This is a genomic window from Cohnella sp. (genome assembly GCF_041640265.1).
In the GTDB taxonomy this organism is placed as follows: Bacteria; Bacillota; Bacilli; order Paenibacillales; family Paenibacillaceae; genus Cohnella.
On record NZ_JBEQAP010000025.1, the window covers coordinates 13140 to 32146 of the forward strand.

Consider the following 19007-nt stretch of genomic DNA (forward strand, 5'->3'; position numbering starts at 1 on the left):
AAGTAAAACTCCCCTTTCGTATTTGCCTAGATTGAATTTATCACGAGGGAGGTGTACCGGTCTTTCGACAAATCGTACAACTTTTTTCAAAAAACAAACCTTTCATTTATTTCCAAACAAGCTGATCTGCACAACAAAAAGCCGAAGGAGCCCATGCTCTATCGGCCTTTAATGCAATTTTTTCCCCCTTTACTCTTCCTCAGAGGCTTCGCCTTTTCGATAGCGGATTGGGGATACGCCTACCGTTTTTTTGAATGTCGTGCTGAAATAATGCTGCGAGTCAAAACCGACGGCTTCCGCAATATCCGCAATGCTGCGGTTCGTCGAACTTAACAATTGCACGGATTTGGAAATGCGGATTTGGGTTAACAGCGTCACGAATGAAATTCCCAGCTCTTGCTTAAATAAGCGGCTCAAATAGACGGATGACACCCCGATTGCTTTGGCCGTACCTTCGAGGGATAATATCGGATCGTCATAATGATCGCGCAAATATTGCCTAGCTCTCCGTACGAGGGGAGAAATGGATGCTTCCTTGTAGACGCCCGCTCGTGCTTTGCGATAGGCAGCGGCAACTTCGTCCAGACCATTCCCGATCGGTTCGGCATGAGCAATTACCTGCAGCTTGAGGTACTGAGTTACGGCGAGTTCAATCGTTGTGAATAAAGAAACATCTGTCGTCTCCCATACAATTAGACAAATAAATCCGAGAGGATCCCGAAAAAGAACAAGCGTATGAGGAGAAACGATTTCTACCGCGATATTCTCGATTGCGAAAAGCATAAGCTGGCGATCCCGCTCCGACCTTAGGGATTGCCCTAAATCAATCTCCGGCCAGCGAATGATACCTATAAGAGCAGGTGGAGAATCCGGCAAGTCAAGAAACCGTAATTGCTCCAGCACCTCTTGTTTGCTGATCGCATCTTCAATCCACTCGTTACAAAATCTTTCCCGAAGCAGCGGGATATTTTTGCGGATTTGACGGGAAGCATGCTCCATATGCTTATCCTGTTCTTTGGCTTGTTCTAGTTGGAGCTTTATTCTGTACAGCACCTCTGTCAAATGCGCCGGATTGGCGGGCTTCAGAATATATTCATCCACCCCGAAGTGTACGGCTTGTTGGGCAAAGTTAAACTCATCATGTCCGGTCACGATCAGGATCCGACAGCCCGGAAGCTGCTGCTTGACCTCCTGAATCAACGTTAGACCGTTCTTAATCGGCATGTTGAGATCAACCAGCATTATTTCAACCTCATGCTGAATCGCAAGCTCCAGTGCTTCTTCTCCATCCTCCGCCTCGGCCACAACTTCCATACCGAGAGCTTTCCAATCGATAGCCTCTCGAATACCTTCGCGAATAATAGGTTCATCGTCTGCTATAATGACTTTCCACATGGATGGCTGCATATAACTATCCCTCCTCTGTATGGATCGGATAGAAAAGTGATACAGTGGTTCCGATCCCCGGCTTACTTTCGATGGAAATGCCGCAATCCGGAGTGCCGTAGGTCAGCTTCATCCGCGCTTGCACATTCGCCAGTCCATAACCGGAAGCAGCTGTTTCCATCTGGACATTCATTGGATCTTCCAACCGCTCCCGCATTCGGATTAAAGTCTCTTCATTGATACCCACTCCATCGTCGCTTACGGACAGATGAATCCGATTTCCCTGAAGCGTTCCCTTGACCGTAATGTGACCCGGTCCCCGCCTCTCTTTAATACCGTGATAGATTGAATTTTCTACGATTGGCTGCAGAATGACCTTAAGCACGAGAATATGCGAAATTTCCGGATCAAGATCCAGCGTGTATATCAACTTGTCTTTGTAGCGCAGCTTCTGGATTTGCAAATAACTTCGAATGTGCTCGAATTCCTCCGCGAGCGGAATGAACTCATTGCCTTTGCTCAAACCGATTCGGAATAGCTTCGATAATGCTTCCACCATATCCGATACGTCCTGCGCCCCTTGCTTGCGAGCCATCCAATGAATCGTATCCAGCGTGTTGTACAGGAAATGCGGTTTGATTTGCGCCTGAAGAATACGCAGCTCCGCCTCCCGCTTCTGCTTCTCCTGTTTCTCCGTCAGTTGGAGCAAGTCGCTAACCTTGGTCAACATTCTATTATAGCTTCGTCCGAGCATCCCGACTTCATCCATCCCATCACCCCAGTAACGGGTTGTTAGATCTCCTGATTCCGCTTTTTGCATGAACGCCATTAACCTATGAATAGGTCGAGAGATCCCATGGGACAAAGCAAAAGATGCCGTTATTCCCAGTAAACAGACAATAAAAACGAAAGTCCCGATATAAAGGCGGATTTGACGAACCTCGGGAGCAGCCTCCTCGGTGGAAAACACCCCGATTGTTGACCAGTTAGTGAAAGAGGATTTACGGAAAATAAATTGAAGCTCCCGTCCGTTAATCGTCTCAACGAATTGTCCGGAGGGTTGTCCTTTCAGCCACAACAACGGAATGGATTGAAACCCCAGCTGTTTAGGCACATAGACGGGTTCTCCTTTTTCGTCCATGACCATAAGCAAACCGGTTTTGCCCAAACGGACATCTTGAGCTGTCTCGACAATGACCCTTAGCTTCAAATCGATTAGCACGACGCCCATAACCCTCTGCGTCTCCGGATCAAGAATAGCCCGTACGGCGGATACGACTTCATTGTCTTTATAGTTGGCGTGCGTGGTGACGTTACGTTCAAAGGGATGACCGATCACCTTGAAAATTCCTTTTCCCGAGACCGCTTCCTGATACCATTGCTCCAAAGTTAAATCTTTGGCTGAGGAACGCGAATACATGTCATTACTCAAGTATTCCCCTTGCGAGTTCACAACCATAATTCCTGCGATTTCGGTCTGAAGCGTCGGAAACCCTCTCATAAACTCCAATGCTTCATCGCGGGCTGCTTGATCAGGCTTCTCCTGGTAAAGAAAGTCGCGAATTTGCGGATTATACGAAATTAGATAGGTCGTATTCTGCACGTTCCCGACATAAAATTCAAGGGATCGATTGACCTTCGCGATTAACTGAAGCGTATTCTCGTTCATTTGCCTTTCAATGATCCGGTTAACAACCCAATCTGTCAGAATTCCCAGCACTAACGATGGCAAAATCGTGATCAGCAAAAAATGAACAAGCAATTTATATCTAATAGGTAAGTTTTTCGGCAGCAAACGACGAAAAAACGAACGTCCTTCCCGGCCTTCAAACGGTTGCATGCGCGATCCTCCCCAAACTCCATTTATTTGGCATAGTAGTTGTCTACGTTTGCTTGAGTAACGATTGTCACACCGGTATCGATATAAGGAGGGAGCGGATGAGCGCCATGCATACCCTCGCTATCGGGTTGTACCAAATCATGCTTATGGTGAAACAGTTCAAGCAAAGACCAGTACCCCATATTCCATGTTCCTTGAGCAAGTGTCGCATTTATCGTTCCGTCCTTGACCATATCCAACGTTCCTTTGTCCGTATCGAATCCGACAATGACTTTTTTGCCTGCCAGTCCCTGCTTCATAAGCGCTTGTCCGACCCCCACTCCTCCGTTCGCCTGTGTTGCGAAAAAGCCGTCAATGCCCGGATATTGCTGTAATAGGGTCATGACCCTATTCTCCGATTGTTGAATGTTTCCTTCACCATCTGCAATTGATACGATTTCAATGTCTGGGAATTCCTTGTTTAACGTTTCAACAAACCCATTGGTTCGTTCCTCATGATTCAATTGATTGGGTTGAGTGATTACCGCCGCTTCCCCCAGTCCGCTAAGCAGCCTGCCAAATTCACGAGCCGCTATCACACCCGCATTGTAGTTATCCGTACCTAAGAAGGAGTACGCCTTGCTCTCTGGTGAATCTGAGTCGAAGAGTACGATCGGAATACCAGCTTTAATAGCCTTGTCGATCGTTCCAACTAATGCGTCCGGATTGATCGCGGTAACGGCTATTCCCGCCGGCTTCTTGGCAATGACTTGTTCAAGGACTGTAATTTCTTCATTTGCATCATATTGGATCGCTCCGCGGAATTCAACGGACACGTTCAGCAGCTGTGCGGCGTCCTCGAATCCCTTCATAATACTTTTCCAGTAATCCAGTCCTGACTGAAAAGTAACCATGACATATCTCTCTTCAATGTCTCCCACTAAACCAATTGGGTTCTCATTCCAATTATCCTGCTTCTCCTCGCGAATACCAAAGTACCAGAAAAACAACACAAATAAACCTGTAACCAAACCGTATACGATCAGCAAGAGTGGTTTCTTCATTAAAAGCCTCCTTTGGAGTGCGAACCAAGTCAGCGCGCCTCTGGAGTCGCGAGTCGGTCGTCACGACCGGTGCTATCCGTCAGCTTTCACTTTCATCATAGAGAGGTTGGCACCTGGCGTCTTTTCACATTTTCACACATTTTGTTCGTTTTTTTAACTTCGTCCCGTGATCGGGGTATTCTGCGTATCATTCTCAGGAGGCCTCCATCCCCACTGCAAATCCCGTATGGAATATCCGAAATCCATTTGCAGGTGAGGATAATCGGGAAAGCTTTCCCAGTCGCCGCCCCAGGAGAAACCCAGGTTTTTCGCAATCGCTACGACTTCCATCCAATCTGATTTGCCGTTTCCATTCCCGTCATACTCTATATCCCAGGACACTTGGCCCTTCTGGAGCTGCAAGACAAAATCAATAGCTAGACCGTAGTTGTGATAGGATTCTCCGCCTTTAGAATGGGTCACAATCGCTCCTTCTTCTTCCCGACCTTGGCGGTACAGAGCATCCTGCTCATATGAGCTGCGGAAATCGCTCGTTATTCGGATCGGGATTCCAATCTTCTTGCTCTCTTCTATTAGTTTGTCCTTATTTAGCTTTACCACCGGGTGCAGCTGCGTAACTTCAGGAACATCGCGAAACAACTCAATTGGAATCCATCTTGCTAACAAACGGGCATCTGCCCATATATAAGTGGCGGACATTGCTATCAGCGCGGTCAATATCAGCCACTTTCCACGTTTTTTACCTCTTAAGCTTGATTGGGCAGAGGAAACGGCTTGACCTGAATCGATATTCAATTGAAAATCCCCTTTCCGCTCTCATTATAATCTATCTGTGAGTTATACAAACACGGAAAAAGCCGGGAAGTCCTCTTTAGATGAGGTTCCCGGCCTTTTTGTGATCTTTATCCTGAGAACTTTATTGAGATACCTTTCATTACACCGTCCGACCAGCTATTCCGTGCATAAGAATGTCCAGAGTACGATCGATTTCCTCTTCCTCGTCGAACGGGAATTCCGGCATTAGAAACACGTGAAAGATAATCATGCCAATAAAAATGCTGGCGGCGGAACGCATAATACGCCAAGGCGGCGCTTTAATAATCTGCCCTTGCTCCTGAAAATGTTTAATGACCTTTTCGATCCGATTTACCACAACGTTTGTCACCAAGCTTTTAACCTGATCCATCAGCTCTGGTTGGAAGGGTACCTCGTGGAACAGGATTCTGATAAGCTTTATGTTTTTACGCGCGAATACAATTCTGTCCCGGGCAATAGCGCGAAAGAAATCATCGGTCTGGCTATAGGGAAGATCAAGCAGCTTGGCAAAATCGCGCATGAGAAAAGGAGCAACCATCTTGATTGCAATCGGCCCGGCGATCGACAGCAAGAGATCCTTCTTTGTCTTATAGTGCCGGAAAATCGTGCCTTCCGCGACACCAGCCTTCTGCGCGATTTCGCTGGTGGACGTAGCGGCGAAGCCTTTCTCCGAGAAGATCTCGATAGCAGCCTCTAGAATTCTGGCTTGTTTATCGGTTTTCTTCTTTTCGTCCCCCTCGGTCAAGCGGATAAGGTCCACCAGCCATTGTTCCTGCTTATCCGACATCGAGGCGTTTCCCCTTTCACTTGCTCACAATTGTATTAAATTAGATTACTATATTTTCCGATGCTTACGCAACGCGAGAACATTGGCCGCCATAAAGATCAGGGACAACCCCAGCAAAACGTATATATCAATTGCGATGGAGCTCCAACCTTCGCCGCGGATCATAACATTCCGGAGAGCATCGGCACCGTATTTCAGCGGCGTGATATGGGCAAGCCAGCGCAGCCACGGCGATATGCTGTCGAGATCGAATAGGCCTGAGAAAAACACCTGCGGCACAATGACGAGCGGAATAAATTGAATCATCTGGAATTCCGAGTTGGCGAAAGCGGACAGGAAGGTGCCGAAGCTGAGCGCCGTCATGGACAAGAGCAGCATTATCAGGATCACATACCAGAAGGAGCCTGCCATCAAGCTTCCCAACACTCCGATCGTATACCCCGCGATCAGAACAGCTTGCAGACTTGTGAAAATTCCGAAGCCCGCCATATAGCCGACAACGATCTCCCAGCGGCGCAGCGGAGTGGCTAAGAGGCGCTCCAACGTTCCGCTGGTGCGCTCCTTCAGGAAGGAGACTCCAGCAATGAGGAAAACGAAGAAGAAGGCAAATAATCCAATTAATACAGGACCGAAATTGTCGAAGGAAGTCATGTCTTCAGCACCATGCAGATAGTCGAAAACAGGAGTTTTGGCTGCCTGATTGAGTGCAGGAGCCTGCTCTTGCATGGCTTTCTGGATCAGCATCATAACGGCACGGTTTCTGGCAGGGTCGCTGCCCTCCAGTTTCACATGGGGAACGGCGCCGTCAAGCTGGATAATCGCGTCGATTTCCTGATCGGCGAGTGCGGCCTCCGCATCTTCTGCCGTGTTAAAGGCTGTCACGATGGCTTTATTTTTACTCAAGCTCTGCGATACGGATTCCGGAAGCTGCAGCGTGCCGAGCTTCGGTTGATACGTATCGCCGTTAAACACTAAGTACATGAGGGATAAGACCAGGAGCGGAGCGACGATCAATAACGCCATGGATCGCTTGTCATGTATGAATTGGCGAATAATTCGGAGGATAAGGGCTCGAATTCTCATGCGCGGACACCTCCGTAGAACAGGAATGCTTCTTCGATATTGGCACTGCCGGTTTCCTCTTTCAGCGCTTCCGGAGTTCCAACGGCGATTAGGCTTCCATCGCGAACCATGCCGAGACGGTGGCATTTGTCAGCCTCATCCATGACATGTGTTGTAACCACGATTGTCGTGCCTTTTTTACTGAGGTTGTCAAACTCATCCCAAATGGATTTGCGAAGAACGGGATCGATGCCGACGGTCGGTTCATCGAGAATAAGCACTTCCGGTTCGTGCATAAGCGCGATGGCCAGAGATAATCGGCGTTTCATTCCGCCTGAATAAGTGCCGACGGAGCGTTTAAGATGATCGGTCAAGTTAACAAGCTCCATCACCTTCTGCATCTGCTTTTTCAGTTTTTCGCCGCGGAGTCCGAAGAGAGAGCCGAAAAACTCCAAATTTTCTTTGGCTGTCAGCTCCGTATACATAGCGTCGGATTGTGCCATGTAACCGATTCGCTCCATCATCGTAAGCTTCGGCATCGGAGTGCCCAGCACTTCGATTCGGCCGCTTGTCGCTGCGTCGATGCCGGCGATCATTTTAACAAACGTAGTTTTGCCGGAACCCGATGGACCTAGCAAGCCGAATATCTCGCTTCTGCTAATATCGAGACTAATACCGTGAAGAACCTCCTTGTCGCCGAATTTACGGAAGACGTCCCGGGTTTGGATACATATTTCTTTCTCCTTCGCCATCTCATTCACTCCCTCATCGATAAATGAGTAAGTACTCGCTTTTTTACAATCTCAGTATAAATCTGACTTCATTTATACGTCAAGTGGGTGAAACTTATGAAACATTATGTATCATTTTTAAAGCGTTTACAGAATAGGGATACAAAATGTATACTTTTATTGCAGTCAATTTAACTATGAACTGGGAGGTTCCATTCTTGCTCAATAATAACTTAGCCCCTTCGCCATTATTCAGAAACTATCATCTCTATGTATTTATTCTTGCCTCCCTCTTTCTCCTATTATCAATCGGAGGAACCGCTGAAGCAGCTCCTGCCGCTCCATTTAAGGCATTATATACGCAGCCTGATGGAACAACCTTTTACGCCGAAAAACACGGTGACGAAACATTTAACTGGACAGCAGCAAGCGATGACATCGTTATTGCACAGAGCTTAGATGGTTACTGGTATTACGCGGAGATACAGAGCCGTCAGCTCGTTGCCGGTACGGTTAAGTATGCTGTACAATTACCGCCGCCCCAACCCGTAACTTCAAGAGACGTCGCTTCACTTTATCAATATTATGGCGAATCTAAGCGAGCTGAGATTATCGAGGGCTTACAAAGCTCACAACCTTCAAGAGCCCCTATATTCGATGGCCAAGACATTCGGACGAGTCAGGACCTATCTGCACCTCACCCTTTGCTTGTTCTGCTGGTGAGTTTTAATGACGTGAGCTTGTCAACCACTCAAGCGGATTGGCAGAACCTTATATTCGGTACGTCAGGCAAAACTCTCAACAACTACTATAAAGAAGCCTCCAACAACCAATTCTATTTCTCCCCTGCTAATGAAACCGATGGAAGTGCCAATGATGGCATAATTACGGTTGCTCTTGACCGGAATCACCCCAATACGCGTAATAAAACTAACAATGTTAATCGCGTACTCGTGCAACAAGCATTGAACGCGGCAAATTCGCAGGTAGACTTTGCGTCCTATGATAAGAACAACGATAAGTATGTTTCCATGGAAGAACTGCATATTATGACGATCATAGCCGGGCAAGAAGCAGCCTATGGCGATCCCGAGTATGCTGACATTCCAAGCGTGTGGGCACACCATTGGGTTCTATCTGATTTTTTTTCACCCGTTATCGACGACGTTAAGCTGCTGAGTATAGCCGGTGGTGGAGGATACACCCAATTCGGAGAGAAACAAGGCAATCACCAAGCAACTATTGGAACCATTGCCCATGAGTTGGGCCACGATTTGGATTTGCCTGACTTGTATGATGTTTTTTCTAACAATGGGAATACGAATGGGGTTGGCAGCTATAGCATAATGGGGAGCGGCAATTGGGCGAGCCTGATTGGAGAACATCTAGGAGCTACACCCGTGCATTTTGACGCTTGGTCAAAAATATTTTTGGGTTTTGAGAACCCAATCGATATCCCATACGGAACGGATATAATAGCAACTTTACATGCAAATAATATAACGAATCCGGACATTTACAATATTTATAAAATAAAAACGGGCATTCCCGATGAGTATTTCTTGCTGGAAAATCGACAATACGGAATAGACAACGGGTTTGATCAGAGCTTACAAAACTTTGCCAGCAGCGGCGGAATAGCCATCTGGCATATTGATATGAATAAAATACGGCAGAGTAATTATCAAAGCGTTAATGATACCTATCCTAAAGGCGTCGATCTTGAAGGGTACGACAACTTCCCCGGTAACCCCTTCTATCACGACGGCTACGTTTTTAATATGTACTCTGTGCCGAATAGCTCATATAACGCTGATGGAACACCCTCAGGAATCTCCATTCTAGACTCGCAGGTTTCATCCAATATGATGACTATAAAAGCAGGAACAGGGCCTGCTTTTACGGCTATCCCAATCGTAAGCTCTTCATCAACCAGCTTAACTTATACTACGCAGTGGAATGAAGCGGCAACTGTCTATTATGAAGTCCTTCCCGCCGGAGCAACACCTCCGGATCTCAACAATCTTCTTGAAGGTAAGGACAGTTTAGGAAACCCTGTAACGCTGTCTGGTCATCTTTCCGCAGGCGCAGGCACACCAAGCATCATAGCAGTTAACGGCTTAACTGTAGATACTAGCTATGATTTATATTTAATCGGTGTGGACGAAAATGGGCATTTAGGTGATTCAATAGTTCACCAATTCCTAACCGCTGTATCTCCTGCTTTAATTGTCGGAAGCGTAAACATTAGCGAAGCAGCTGCCAACGACGGCAGTATTACGACTCCCCAGACGGTTACGGTAACGGATAGTACGTTCGATTCAACCATCACTAAAGCCGATGTCACGATCAACAACCTGCCTGACGGCTTAGATTACACGGTCACGTTAACGAGCCCTACAGTTCTAACCATCGCTTTCACGAGCAAAGCGACGAACCATATGAATGCTAATAGTTTAAGTGACGTAAGCGTGTCAGTGGCGCAGGCCAAAATCGTCGGAGCTTCATCTAATGTTACTTCGAATACCTTCTCCATTGGCTTCTCGGATCCGATTCCGAAGCCGATGCCTGTTCTAACAGCCGACAGCGCGACCATTAGTGAAGCAGCAGCCAATGACGGCAGTATTACGGCTGCCCAGACGGTGACTGTATCGAACGGAACGTTCGATCCAGCCATCGCCAAAGCTGATGTGACGATCATCAACTTGCCTGCTGGCCTAGATTACACGGTCACACTAACAAGCCCCACTGTTCTGAACATCGCGTTCACGGGCAATGCGACTAACCACGCGAATGCCAATGATGTAAATAATGTCACCGTGACAGTGGCGCAGGCCAAAATCGTAGAAGCATCAAGCGACATAAGCTCAAACGCATTCTCTATCGATTTCCAAGATCCGATCGCACCACCACCGCCGATCACCATCACTATACCATCACAGCCTTCTGGTCCTCAGGTCAGCTTAAATGGCAGCAACGGGGTCATTATATCGCAAGTAAAACCTGAGCTTGGTAAGGACAAGGACGGAACAGCGGCTGAAACCTGGATAATAGATTCTCCTTTGCTGCAAAAGGCCATCGATTTCATAAATGATGCGGATGAATCCGTTAAACGAATCGAAATTCCGATTACCTTGCCCGCCAATACAACGACAACCGTTGAGCTTCCGGCAGAAGTGCTGTCAGAATCGTCTAAACAAACGCCGGCTATAATCATCTCTCTTGTTTCTGACAGGGCGTCTTATGATCTGCCAGTTAACGTTCTTGACTGGAAAGCAATTACCCAAAGTCTGGGTGCTGACCTTAAAGACACCAAGATAAATGTTACCTTGAAGCTAGTCGCCGGCAAATTAGCGGAAGAGATTGCTCAGAAGGCACAAGCTTCCGGGTTGAAGGTACTTGGCACATCCGTCGAATTCAGCGTAACGGTTACTGGTAACGGAAATTCCAAAGACATTACGGATTACGGCAGCAATTACATTGCCCGTACCATTACGCTAAACCAATCGGTGAACGCTCTCATTCCTTCCGTTGTTGTCTACGAACCGCAAACCGGGAAATTGTCCTTTGTACCAGCAACGTTCTCCGTAGCCGACGGCAAAACATTCGTTACAATAAAACGTAACGGCAACAGTATATACACCGTCATCTATGCCTACAAAACATTCGCCGATATTCAGAATCACTGGGCTCGGAGAGAAATTGAACTTCTTGCTTCCAAGACGTTGATTAAAGGGGTAACCGAGAATGCTTTTGCTCCAGATCAAATGATTACTCGGGCGGAATTCGTCACCCTGCTGGCTCAAGCTCTTGGCATTCGCGAGGATCTGACAAAGGCTGGCTTCACGGATGTGAAGGAGACCGATTGGTTCGCCGGTTACGTCGGCGCTTCGGTACAAGCAGGCTTAGTTAACGGCTTTATAGACGGCACCTTCCGTCCAAATGACAAGATTACGAGAGAGCAAATAGCGGTTATGATTGTGAATGCGATCAAATTCGCTCAGAAGGACACTGGTGACAGAGCTTCGCAGGGACAAGTATTAGCGAGATTCAATGACCAAGCTTCAATTAGTCCTTGGGCCAAAGATGCCGTATCCTTTGCCGTTGAGGCAGGAATTATCAGCGGTATGAAATCCGACACTTTCCAGCCAACCAATCTTGCGACCCGAGCTCAAACTGCTTCAATAATGAAGCGATTGCTCGTACACCTTCGCTTCATCGATTAAAAGTGTGACTAAGTTAGAAGGCTTCACCGTCCATGAGACGGTGAAGCCTTCTTTTAAAATATGCATAACTGCTGCAATGATCAATTTCATGTAACTATTCCCTTCTTTCCTCCGTCCAAGTAGACATAGAGCATAGAGGAGGCAGCATCAATTGAAAGGTGCGATAGCAGCAGTTAGTTTACTTGTCATGATTGCAATCATGACCAGCTGCACTAGCCGGGAGAGCAGCACCCCGGTCGAAGAAGCAGTCGGCGGCACGGATAAAGCTGTATCCACCCCGTCTTGTCAGGACCCGCCCAAAACTTTTATGTGGGATAAGAAGACGTATACGTTGAAAACCATTGGAGAAAGAGACCTGGAGCCGGGTATGAAACTCGGCTACCTGGCCTGCGACAAAGGTACTTATACGCAGCGGGCGAAAGGCGATAATGCGACCTTCAATATTTACACCTTGAGAAGTCCGCTGGAGAGCAGCGATCTTATCTATTTCGGAAAATGGAACGCGCGTTATATACAGGGGGGATATAATGTACTTTTTATTTTGGACTTTAGTTTTGATTATCGGCGTATCCCTACTGTACAAAAACCGCGATCAAGTAGAGGAATTGTTGGTATTAAAGCTTTTGGGATACTATTTTCTAGGGTCATTTAACTTTAATCTAAACGGTCTTGTCATTCCGCTAGGATTTATCATCAGCCTATTTTTGAAACCAAGCGCAAACCGAGGCGTGAAACGAGGAGCTGCCATCTTTGGTCTGGTGATGATGATTATTGGACATATCATTAGATGAGTAGGGCTAGTCCTGCATAAATTATTAATCTGTATACCGAACAGAATCGTCTCTTCATACCACTCAACTCCTTATTTATTTCGATTAGTTTAGTCAACTTTGTCCTCATATGTTGTAATACTCCATCTTTCGGACTAGTGTTTCCCCTTTTAATCGTTAAATAATTCGTCTAAAACTATTTTCCTGTTTTCAAGAAAACGTCTGGTAACAATATAATGCAACGTATCTTCATACCGAATCTCCTCTAATTGTTGAGCATCAAAATTCAAAATTTGTGCATCTGGATATCCAAGAAGAATCGGAGAATGCGTAGCAATGATGAATTGAGCTTCATTCTCCAAGTCCTTGATGACACGTAATAATGCCAATTGCCGTGCTGGGGAGAGTGCCGCCTCTGGCTCGTCCAGTAGATATATCGCTTTTTTACCGAACCGGTGATTAAAGAGTGACAGAAAAGCCTCTCCATGCGATTGTTTATGTAAGGATCGACCACCATAATACTGCAAGCTCTCTGGCATAGTATCCAGATGAGATGCAAAATGGTAAAAGGTTTCTGATCTCAGAAAAAACCCATTCGTAATTTTGGGCAGCCAGGAGAGTCTAATGCAGTCTCCTAAAGCGGAAGAGGAAGAGTCTACGTCATAGTTATTATTCTTTCCTCCCCCAGCCGTATTAAAGCCGCATTGATAGGCGATTGCTTCAAGAATCGTCGACTTTCCCGAACCATTCTCCCCTACAAAAAAGGTGACGTTCGTTCGAAAAGAAAGCGAATTTAACGCTTTTATAGCAGGTATGGAAAATGGATAGGATTTCGGATCCGTATTTGCATTCCTCAGAATCTCAAGGCTTCGTAAATACATTAATTTTCAGCTCCCAAGGAAATAGACATCTACACTTGTCCTTCCCATTCTTGGTAAAACCGCTCTACGTATTTCTCCATATAGCTGTGCCGCTCCTCAGCGATTCGTCTAGCAGATGACGTGTTTACACAGTCCTTGAGCTTTAGAAGCTTCTCATGAAAATGATTAATGGCCGTACTCTTATCATGCCGATACTCCGCAGGTGTCATGGAGTCGCGAGGTGGCAGCTGCGGGTCATGAATGGGGTGACCTTTCCATCCGGCATATAGAAACGTTCTTGCAATCGCTATCGCCCCGATCGCATCGAGACGATCTGCGTCCTGCACCACTTTCCCTTCCAACGTACGCATTAACGGGTTTGTCCCGGCGTTGTAGGACATTGTGGAGATAATCTCCATAATGTGCTGGCGCTCCTCTTCTGCAAGCAATTGCCCCTCGAGCCAGTCACGTACTTTATGAAGTCCACTTTCCTTCGATTCGTTGAGCTTCTCGTCCGCCACATCGTGTAGAAGTGCAGCGATCATACATATGAAGGAATCGGCACCTTCTTCGCTGGCCAACCGCTCCGCCATCTGTACTACGCGATGAATGTGCCACCAATCATGACCAGTTGGATCGTTTTCCAATTCTGATCTACAAAACCGTTCAGCCGCGCTTATTATTTGTTCTCGTTTGGTTTGAAGTGGTTCTACCATAATCTGCACATCCTTCATTCTTTTCAGCGCACCATCGATGTCAATCCCGTCGGTACTTCTGTTTGTGCGGGTAGTAGATGGAGCTCGGCAATTCTTCGACAATCCCGATTAAATTACCATCCGGGTCGAGACAATCGAAGTAACGGACCCCGCCTGCGTCATCCACAATAGGCATAACTTCCACGCCTTTCTCCTTAAGAGATGCATGCGAAAATTCGATGTCGAAAGATTCGAAGTTGTAATAGGGAATTTTATAGCCTCCAATCGCCTCGAATTGTGTCGGCTGAGGGCGGTCAACCTTCCATAAGTTCAGGAAGGTGGCCTCCCCCGGAAACGCGAGTCCTGTGCAGCTTTCCGAATGTTCAATAATCTCTAATTCGAATACGCGTATGTACCATTCAGCCGATCGCCGCATATTCGTAACCGGAATAAAGATACCGCTGACTTTACTGACTATCTTTCTCATGGAACAATCCTCCATTAATTGAACATTTATTACTACACGACTCCATACCGGTTGCCATCGGGGTCTATCAGTGAAAATCCTCGCATTCCGTCAAAATCAACAATATCTCCGACATTGGCTCCCTTTTGCCTTAGAATTCGGTGCACATTATCTACGTCAGTCGTGTGAAAATTGAAATATTGCTCTACACTGTATTCATTTCTCGGAAACGGCTGCTGTTTAATATCATAGGACCTTACAAGGCAGAAAACGATTTTCTCATCGTTCATCATCGTGACCATTGCGTTCGGTTCGTCATTGTGGGTTATTTCAAATCCTAGTAAGTTTGTGTACCACTCAGTTGATCTCTTTAAGTCACTGACCGGGACGAAAATACCTACCCCGTAAAATAAGGTTTTGCTCATGTTTTATGCTCCTCCCAAAATAGAAAAAGTTTATTCCGCAGGCCAAGTGCAGAATAGAACGGAATCGAATTCTCCAATTTGCTTACGCGAATAAAAATGGCTCCTAATGATTGTACTCCCATGTTATTGCCTCCACAATTATGAGTATCAGTATTACACTCAATAAACGAAGTTCAACACAGAAACCATACATCTTTAGAAAAATTAGATAACAAAAAGGGCTGCAACAGGTCATAAGCTCACAACCTGTCACAGCCCCAAAACCCGCGTTCGACGCGGCTTCTCGGTTCTTCAGCTTATAAAGTTCAGTTCAAATCCAAAACCTCTAGAGCATACTTAGGTGCCGAGACACCGGGTATAGACACTTTGGTCAGTGCGATAAAACGATGGTTTACTACTGCGATCTGGATTATGGTTCCGTTCGTATTGATTGTTCTCGTCTTGTTCAACGACTCGCTGTCATACTGGTGTACCGTGCTTTGGCGACTGGTAAAAAACGTCTCGGGATGCGCCGGGTCACCTGCCATGAAATCGAACGGATCTATTTTAGAGAAATACTTCATGTTGGTCGTCTTCTGATTGGTTGCCGTAAAGATGCCGCCGAAGCCGTTCAGAAGATATTTTCCGTCTGGGGTAATGCCTATGCTCGTGGTGAAAGAATAATCTCCATGATACGGAGAATCGTAGCTATCGGTAAACAGCCCATTTTCAATCTTATACACTTGGATATCCCTTGGTGAGGAGTCCGTATCAACGGTATAGATCTTGTCTTCGAATGGGTGCAAGGTGATGTAGCTTGCGTTGCGTATAGAGCGCGATGAAATTTCTTCATGTGTAGCCCGGTCAAAGCTAAGAATGAATGTCCATTGCCCGGAGCCAGATGCGATATACACATGATTCGATTTGTCGACTGCGAGGTCGTATGGGTCGACTCTCGTTCGCCATTGATCCTTCAATTTCAGTGTAATCGGATCAAGCACCGCAATCGTGCCTCCCTGATCTCCATCGAACCGAAAAGAACTAAATTCCGCATCGCTCAGGATGACGAATAGTTCCCCGTTTGCATAGGTCATCTTCCGAATAGGTTTGTCAAAACGACTGGAAACGCTCACTTCCTTCTCTTCCTCGTAATTATAAGCGACGATCTGAGATTGCGTATCATCGGACAAATATACGATTGGCTTGACTGGATCCAATTCGGCTTCGGAGACAATCCGGTTCAACACATGCACATTTTTGCTAGGCAACGTTGATGGAGACTCAGGTGCAGGACTTGGTGCGGGACTCTCTGACGGATCGGGACTACTCCCATCTTCGTTGTCCGGCTCTTCGAACTGACTTTGGTCCAAGACCGCAATATTTGCGAAAGGAATGGACCCATTGCCTGCATTCCATTTTTTGAACAAATCGATCGGAGTTGCGAAGTTCAGGTTGCCGCTATCCTCAACGCCCATTGAAGTGACCCCGACGACTTCTCCTTTCATGTTCAACAAAGGTCCTCCAGAGCTGCCGTGTGTTATAGGGGCAGTAATCTGAATAATCGGGGAAGCACCATTCTGTCGGAATCCGCTGATAATGCCAGTAGAGATCGTATTCTGATACCCCTCCGGGTTTCCGATAGTCATAATGGACTGGCCTTTCGCCAAGCTCTTAGATGACCCGATATGCAAAGGCGGCACATTCGTTCGCATCGCGGTTTTCACAAGAGCAAGATCGGCCTCCGGATCAACTGCTACGATGCCTTCTACACCATAGTAGCGATCTTGCTGGGTAACGATCTGGTAGCTGCTCGCATCATTAACGACATGATAGTTAGTCAGGAACAAGCCGTAACCGACGGCAAACGCGCTGCCGAAGCCTGTTGACAGCCCATTGCGGTCGAAGGACTCTAGCAAAACAACACTTTGATCCATGACTGCCAGCTGTTCCGTGGTAAGCGTGCGTCCATTGTATGGATCCTTGTGGTAAGGTTTTAGTGTAAAAATCAGATAATCGATGATGTTCCGATCTTTAACCGGATTGAGCGTTACGGAATCATTAATGACGATAACGCCTCGGTCATAGAACACTTGCTTGCCGAAAGCTTCACTGATCGCCCGCAGAGGGACAAACAATCTCCCCTTTGTGAATTGTGCAGGCACATCCAGCTTTTTAACGGTACCATTCACGCTCATTTGTGTACTGCCTAGCTTCATCTTGATTAACCGAGACTTTCCCTGAATAGTAACGGTAGATGTCTTATCGTTCCAATTCACGTTTGCGCCGAGGCTTTCCCCGATGAAGCGAATGGGAACAAGCGTCCGGCTTTTATATGCGAAAGGCGTCACGTTAAAATTGTCTTCATCAATCATTCGGTCACTTAAATCGTCCACTGCGTTCGGACTTCCAAGATAGAGAATAATGGCTCCCTCAAAAAGTGCGGCAAAGTCGGGCTGGTCATCTTCCGCATTAACCGATATCGGAATGAGTACCAAGATCAGCGCTGCGATCAGGATGATTGAAATTTTTCTCATATGATGCATTTCTCATTACTCCTGTTCATTCAGATAGAACAATCGTAATAAGAAATAGAGTCCTTTGTATACTAGTAAATAATTCATGGTATAACGGATGTGATAGCCCTTACTTTCAAACCCAGGTTAACCTCTATAATAGGAAAGCACCCAGCCAATGCCGTTTCGATCCGTGATGACGGCAAGCAGCCCGTTAAAGGGAGCCTCATATGTCTCAACATTTATATGCCCGCCAGCCGTCAGGTCTTCATAAACCTGCTGAAATTCCTCTTCAGTCTCGAGCTTTAGCATGACCTTCACATAGTCCCCCTTCAGAAACGGCTTGGCAGCGGCAGTATCAGCGAATGTGATCTTGGTGCTACCGAGATGCAATTCCGCATTTAACACGCTATCGTCCTGTTTTCTTAAAATTTTGATCTCGCCGCCGAGCACGCTCCGGTAATACTCAATTTCTTCCTTGCAATTGTCCACCACGACAAAAGGATTTGCGATTATCATACACTCGACCTCCCAATATTCATATGCTCATACTTGGCTCGTAAAATTTCAACCGCATTGCGAACGTCTGCCTCGGATCTCAAATAAATGGACACCCAGCCCGACTCCGGATAAATATGATGCGGCTCGGCTCTTCCGCCAGCGATCAACTCATCGCGTCTGGATTTGGGCAAAAACAGGTCGACGAGATGATCTCCATGCAGGTGTCCAATCTCTTTTCCTCCTACTGAAAATTCAATTCCGCCAAATCGGTGAGGTTGAACCGTTACCCCTGACCAGGTAAGCAATTCGTCAGTCAATATAGTCTTTCGATCAGCCTGCATTTTAATCAACACCCCCATCATCAATGCCCCGGGTTAAGACTGCTGCTCCCCGTTGCGTACCTGTTCATTCACATTGCGGAGCACCTTCTTCAACATGCCCAGCATGAAAACGTACTCCTCGTCACTGATGCCGTTGCGGCTTTTATGTCTTATTTGATCCAATGCTTCCTGAACTTTTGGAACAACCGCTCTGCCTGCTTCTGTCAAATACAGCAAATTGTAACGGTTATCCACGGGATCGGGCTCCCTTCGCACGTACCCCTCGGCTTCAAGCTTGGCAATCGCCTTCGTGGTTGTTGTCTTATCAATGAGCAACTCCTCGCTTAACGCTTTTTGCGTAATCCTTTCTTTGCCCGCAATCGTCATCAGGAAGATATACTGTCCGCTCCCTATCCGGAACGGAGCAAGCTCGGCCGCTATGAGAATCTGCATATGGCGGTAAATAGCCGATATATACTTCCCATACGACTCTGAAGTGTCCTCGGGGGATCGAAACCAATCGTCATCCACTCATGTGCGCCCCTTTAATAGGATGTTATTGCAACTAATTAAAGCATATGCCATAT

18 protein-coding genes are annotated in these 19007 nt (G+C 46.6%); 2 read left to right on the forward strand and 16 right to left on the reverse strand.

All coding sequences use genetic code 11. From position 1 onward, the window contains the following. Window positions 1-189: 189 nt before the first annotated feature. The 7 genes from ACESLK_RS17610 to ACESLK_RS17640 all read right to left on the reverse strand — a co-directional run bounded on the left by ACESLK_RS17610 (window position 190) and on the right by ACESLK_RS17640 (window position 7686). Complete coding sequence (locus ACESLK_RS17610) at window positions 190-1407, reverse strand: response regulator (RefSeq protein ID WP_373231007.1); 1218 nt, start codon at window positions 1405-1407, stop codon at window positions 190-192. A 4-nt stretch (window positions 1408-1411) separates the two neighbouring features. Then, a complete protein-coding gene (locus ACESLK_RS17615; protein WP_373231008.1) occupies window positions 1412-3226 on the reverse strand; it encodes a cache domain-containing sensor histidine kinase in 1815 nt (604 codons plus the stop codon). A gap of 23 nt (window positions 3227-3249) precedes the next feature. Further along, a complete protein-coding gene (locus ACESLK_RS17620; RefSeq protein WP_373231009.1) occupies window positions 3250-4269 on the reverse strand; it encodes a substrate-binding domain-containing protein in 1020 nt (339 codons plus the stop codon). Window positions 4270-4422: 153 nt separating this feature from the next. Continuing rightward, window positions 4423-5064: a M15 family metallopeptidase gene (locus ACESLK_RS17625; protein ID WP_373231010.1), complete on the reverse strand. Its 642-nt coding sequence runs from the start codon at window positions 5062-5064 to the stop codon at window positions 4423-4425. Window positions 5065-5203: 139 nt separating this feature from the next. Then, window positions 5204-5872, reverse strand: coding sequence for a TetR/AcrR family transcriptional regulator (locus ACESLK_RS17630; RefSeq protein WP_373231011.1), 669 nt, complete (start codon window positions 5870-5872; stop codon window positions 5204-5206). A 48-nt stretch (window positions 5873-5920) separates the two neighbouring features. Then, a complete protein-coding gene (locus ACESLK_RS17635; RefSeq protein ID WP_373231012.1) occupies window positions 5921-6955 on the reverse strand; it encodes an ABC transporter permease in 1035 nt (344 codons plus the stop codon). After that, window positions 6952-7686: an ABC transporter ATP-binding protein gene (locus tag ACESLK_RS17640; RefSeq protein WP_373231013.1), complete on the reverse strand. Its 735-nt coding sequence runs from the start codon at window positions 7684-7686 to the stop codon at window positions 6952-6954. Before ACESLK_RS17640 ends, ACESLK_RS17635 begins: the two co-directional genes overlap by 4 nt. A gap of 197 nt (window positions 7687-7883) precedes the next feature. On the opposite strand from ACESLK_RS17640, the gene ACESLK_RS17645 reads away from it, so the two are divergent. Beyond that, window positions 7884-11891, forward strand: coding sequence for a M6 family metalloprotease domain-containing protein (locus ACESLK_RS17645; protein WP_373231014.1), 4008 nt, complete (start codon window positions 7884-7886; stop codon window positions 11889-11891). Here the strand turns inward: ACESLK_RS17645 and ACESLK_RS17650 are convergent. Then, window positions 11847-11981, reverse strand: a complete 135-nt coding sequence (locus tag ACESLK_RS17650; RefSeq protein ID WP_373231015.1) for a hypothetical protein — start codon at window positions 11979-11981, stop codon at window positions 11847-11849. The genes ACESLK_RS17645 and ACESLK_RS17650 overlap by 45 nt on opposite strands. 61 nt (window positions 11982-12042) lie before the next feature. On the opposite strand from ACESLK_RS17650, the gene ACESLK_RS17655 reads away from it, so the two are divergent. After that, window positions 12043-12543: a hypothetical protein gene (locus tag ACESLK_RS17655; protein WP_373231016.1), complete on the forward strand. Its 501-nt coding sequence runs from the start codon at window positions 12043-12045 to the stop codon at window positions 12541-12543. Between the two features lie 288 nt (window positions 12544-12831). Here ACESLK_RS17655 and ACESLK_RS17660 read toward each other — a convergent pair whose 3' ends face one another. The 8 genes from ACESLK_RS17660 to ACESLK_RS17695 form a co-directional block, all read right to left on the reverse strand. Then, window positions 12832-13542, reverse strand: a complete 711-nt coding sequence (locus tag ACESLK_RS17660; RefSeq protein WP_373231017.1) for an AAA family ATPase — start codon at window positions 13540-13542, stop codon at window positions 12832-12834. Window positions 13543-13571: 29 nt separating this feature from the next. Next, window positions 13572-14237, reverse strand: a complete 666-nt coding sequence (locus ACESLK_RS17665) for an HD domain-containing protein (protein ID WP_373231018.1) — start codon at window positions 14235-14237, stop codon at window positions 13572-13574. A gap of 40 nt (window positions 14238-14277) precedes the next feature. Further along, window positions 14278-14703, reverse strand: a complete 426-nt coding sequence (locus tag ACESLK_RS17670) for a VOC family protein (RefSeq protein ID WP_373231019.1) — start codon at window positions 14701-14703, stop codon at window positions 14278-14280. Window positions 14704-14735: 32 nt separating this feature from the next. Then, window positions 14736-15107: a VOC family protein gene (locus ACESLK_RS17675; protein ID WP_373231020.1), complete on the reverse strand. Its 372-nt coding sequence runs from the start codon at window positions 15105-15107 to the stop codon at window positions 14736-14738. Between the two features lie 305 nt (window positions 15108-15412). Further along, complete coding sequence (locus tag ACESLK_RS17680; RefSeq protein ID WP_373231021.1) at window positions 15413-17629, reverse strand: stalk domain-containing protein; 2217 nt, start codon at window positions 17627-17629, stop codon at window positions 15413-15415. A 117-nt stretch (window positions 17630-17746) separates the two neighbouring features. Next, window positions 17747-18118, reverse strand: coding sequence for a VOC family protein (locus ACESLK_RS17685; RefSeq protein ID WP_373231022.1), 372 nt, complete (start codon window positions 18116-18118; stop codon window positions 17747-17749). Beyond that, window positions 18115-18441 (reverse strand): luciferase domain-containing protein, encoded by a 327-nt coding sequence (locus ACESLK_RS17690; RefSeq protein ID WP_373231023.1) that lies wholly within the window; start codon window positions 18439-18441, stop codon window positions 18115-18117. The genes ACESLK_RS17685 and ACESLK_RS17690 overlap by 4 nt, the downstream gene beginning before the upstream one ends. Before the next feature lie 33 nt (window positions 18442-18474). Next, window positions 18475-18951 carry a MarR family winged helix-turn-helix transcriptional regulator gene (locus ACESLK_RS17695; RefSeq protein ID WP_373231024.1) on the reverse strand — a complete coding sequence of 159 codons (477 nt, stop codon included), beginning with the start codon at window positions 18949-18951 and terminating at the stop codon, window positions 18475-18477. Window positions 18952-19007 lie beyond the last annotated feature (56 nt).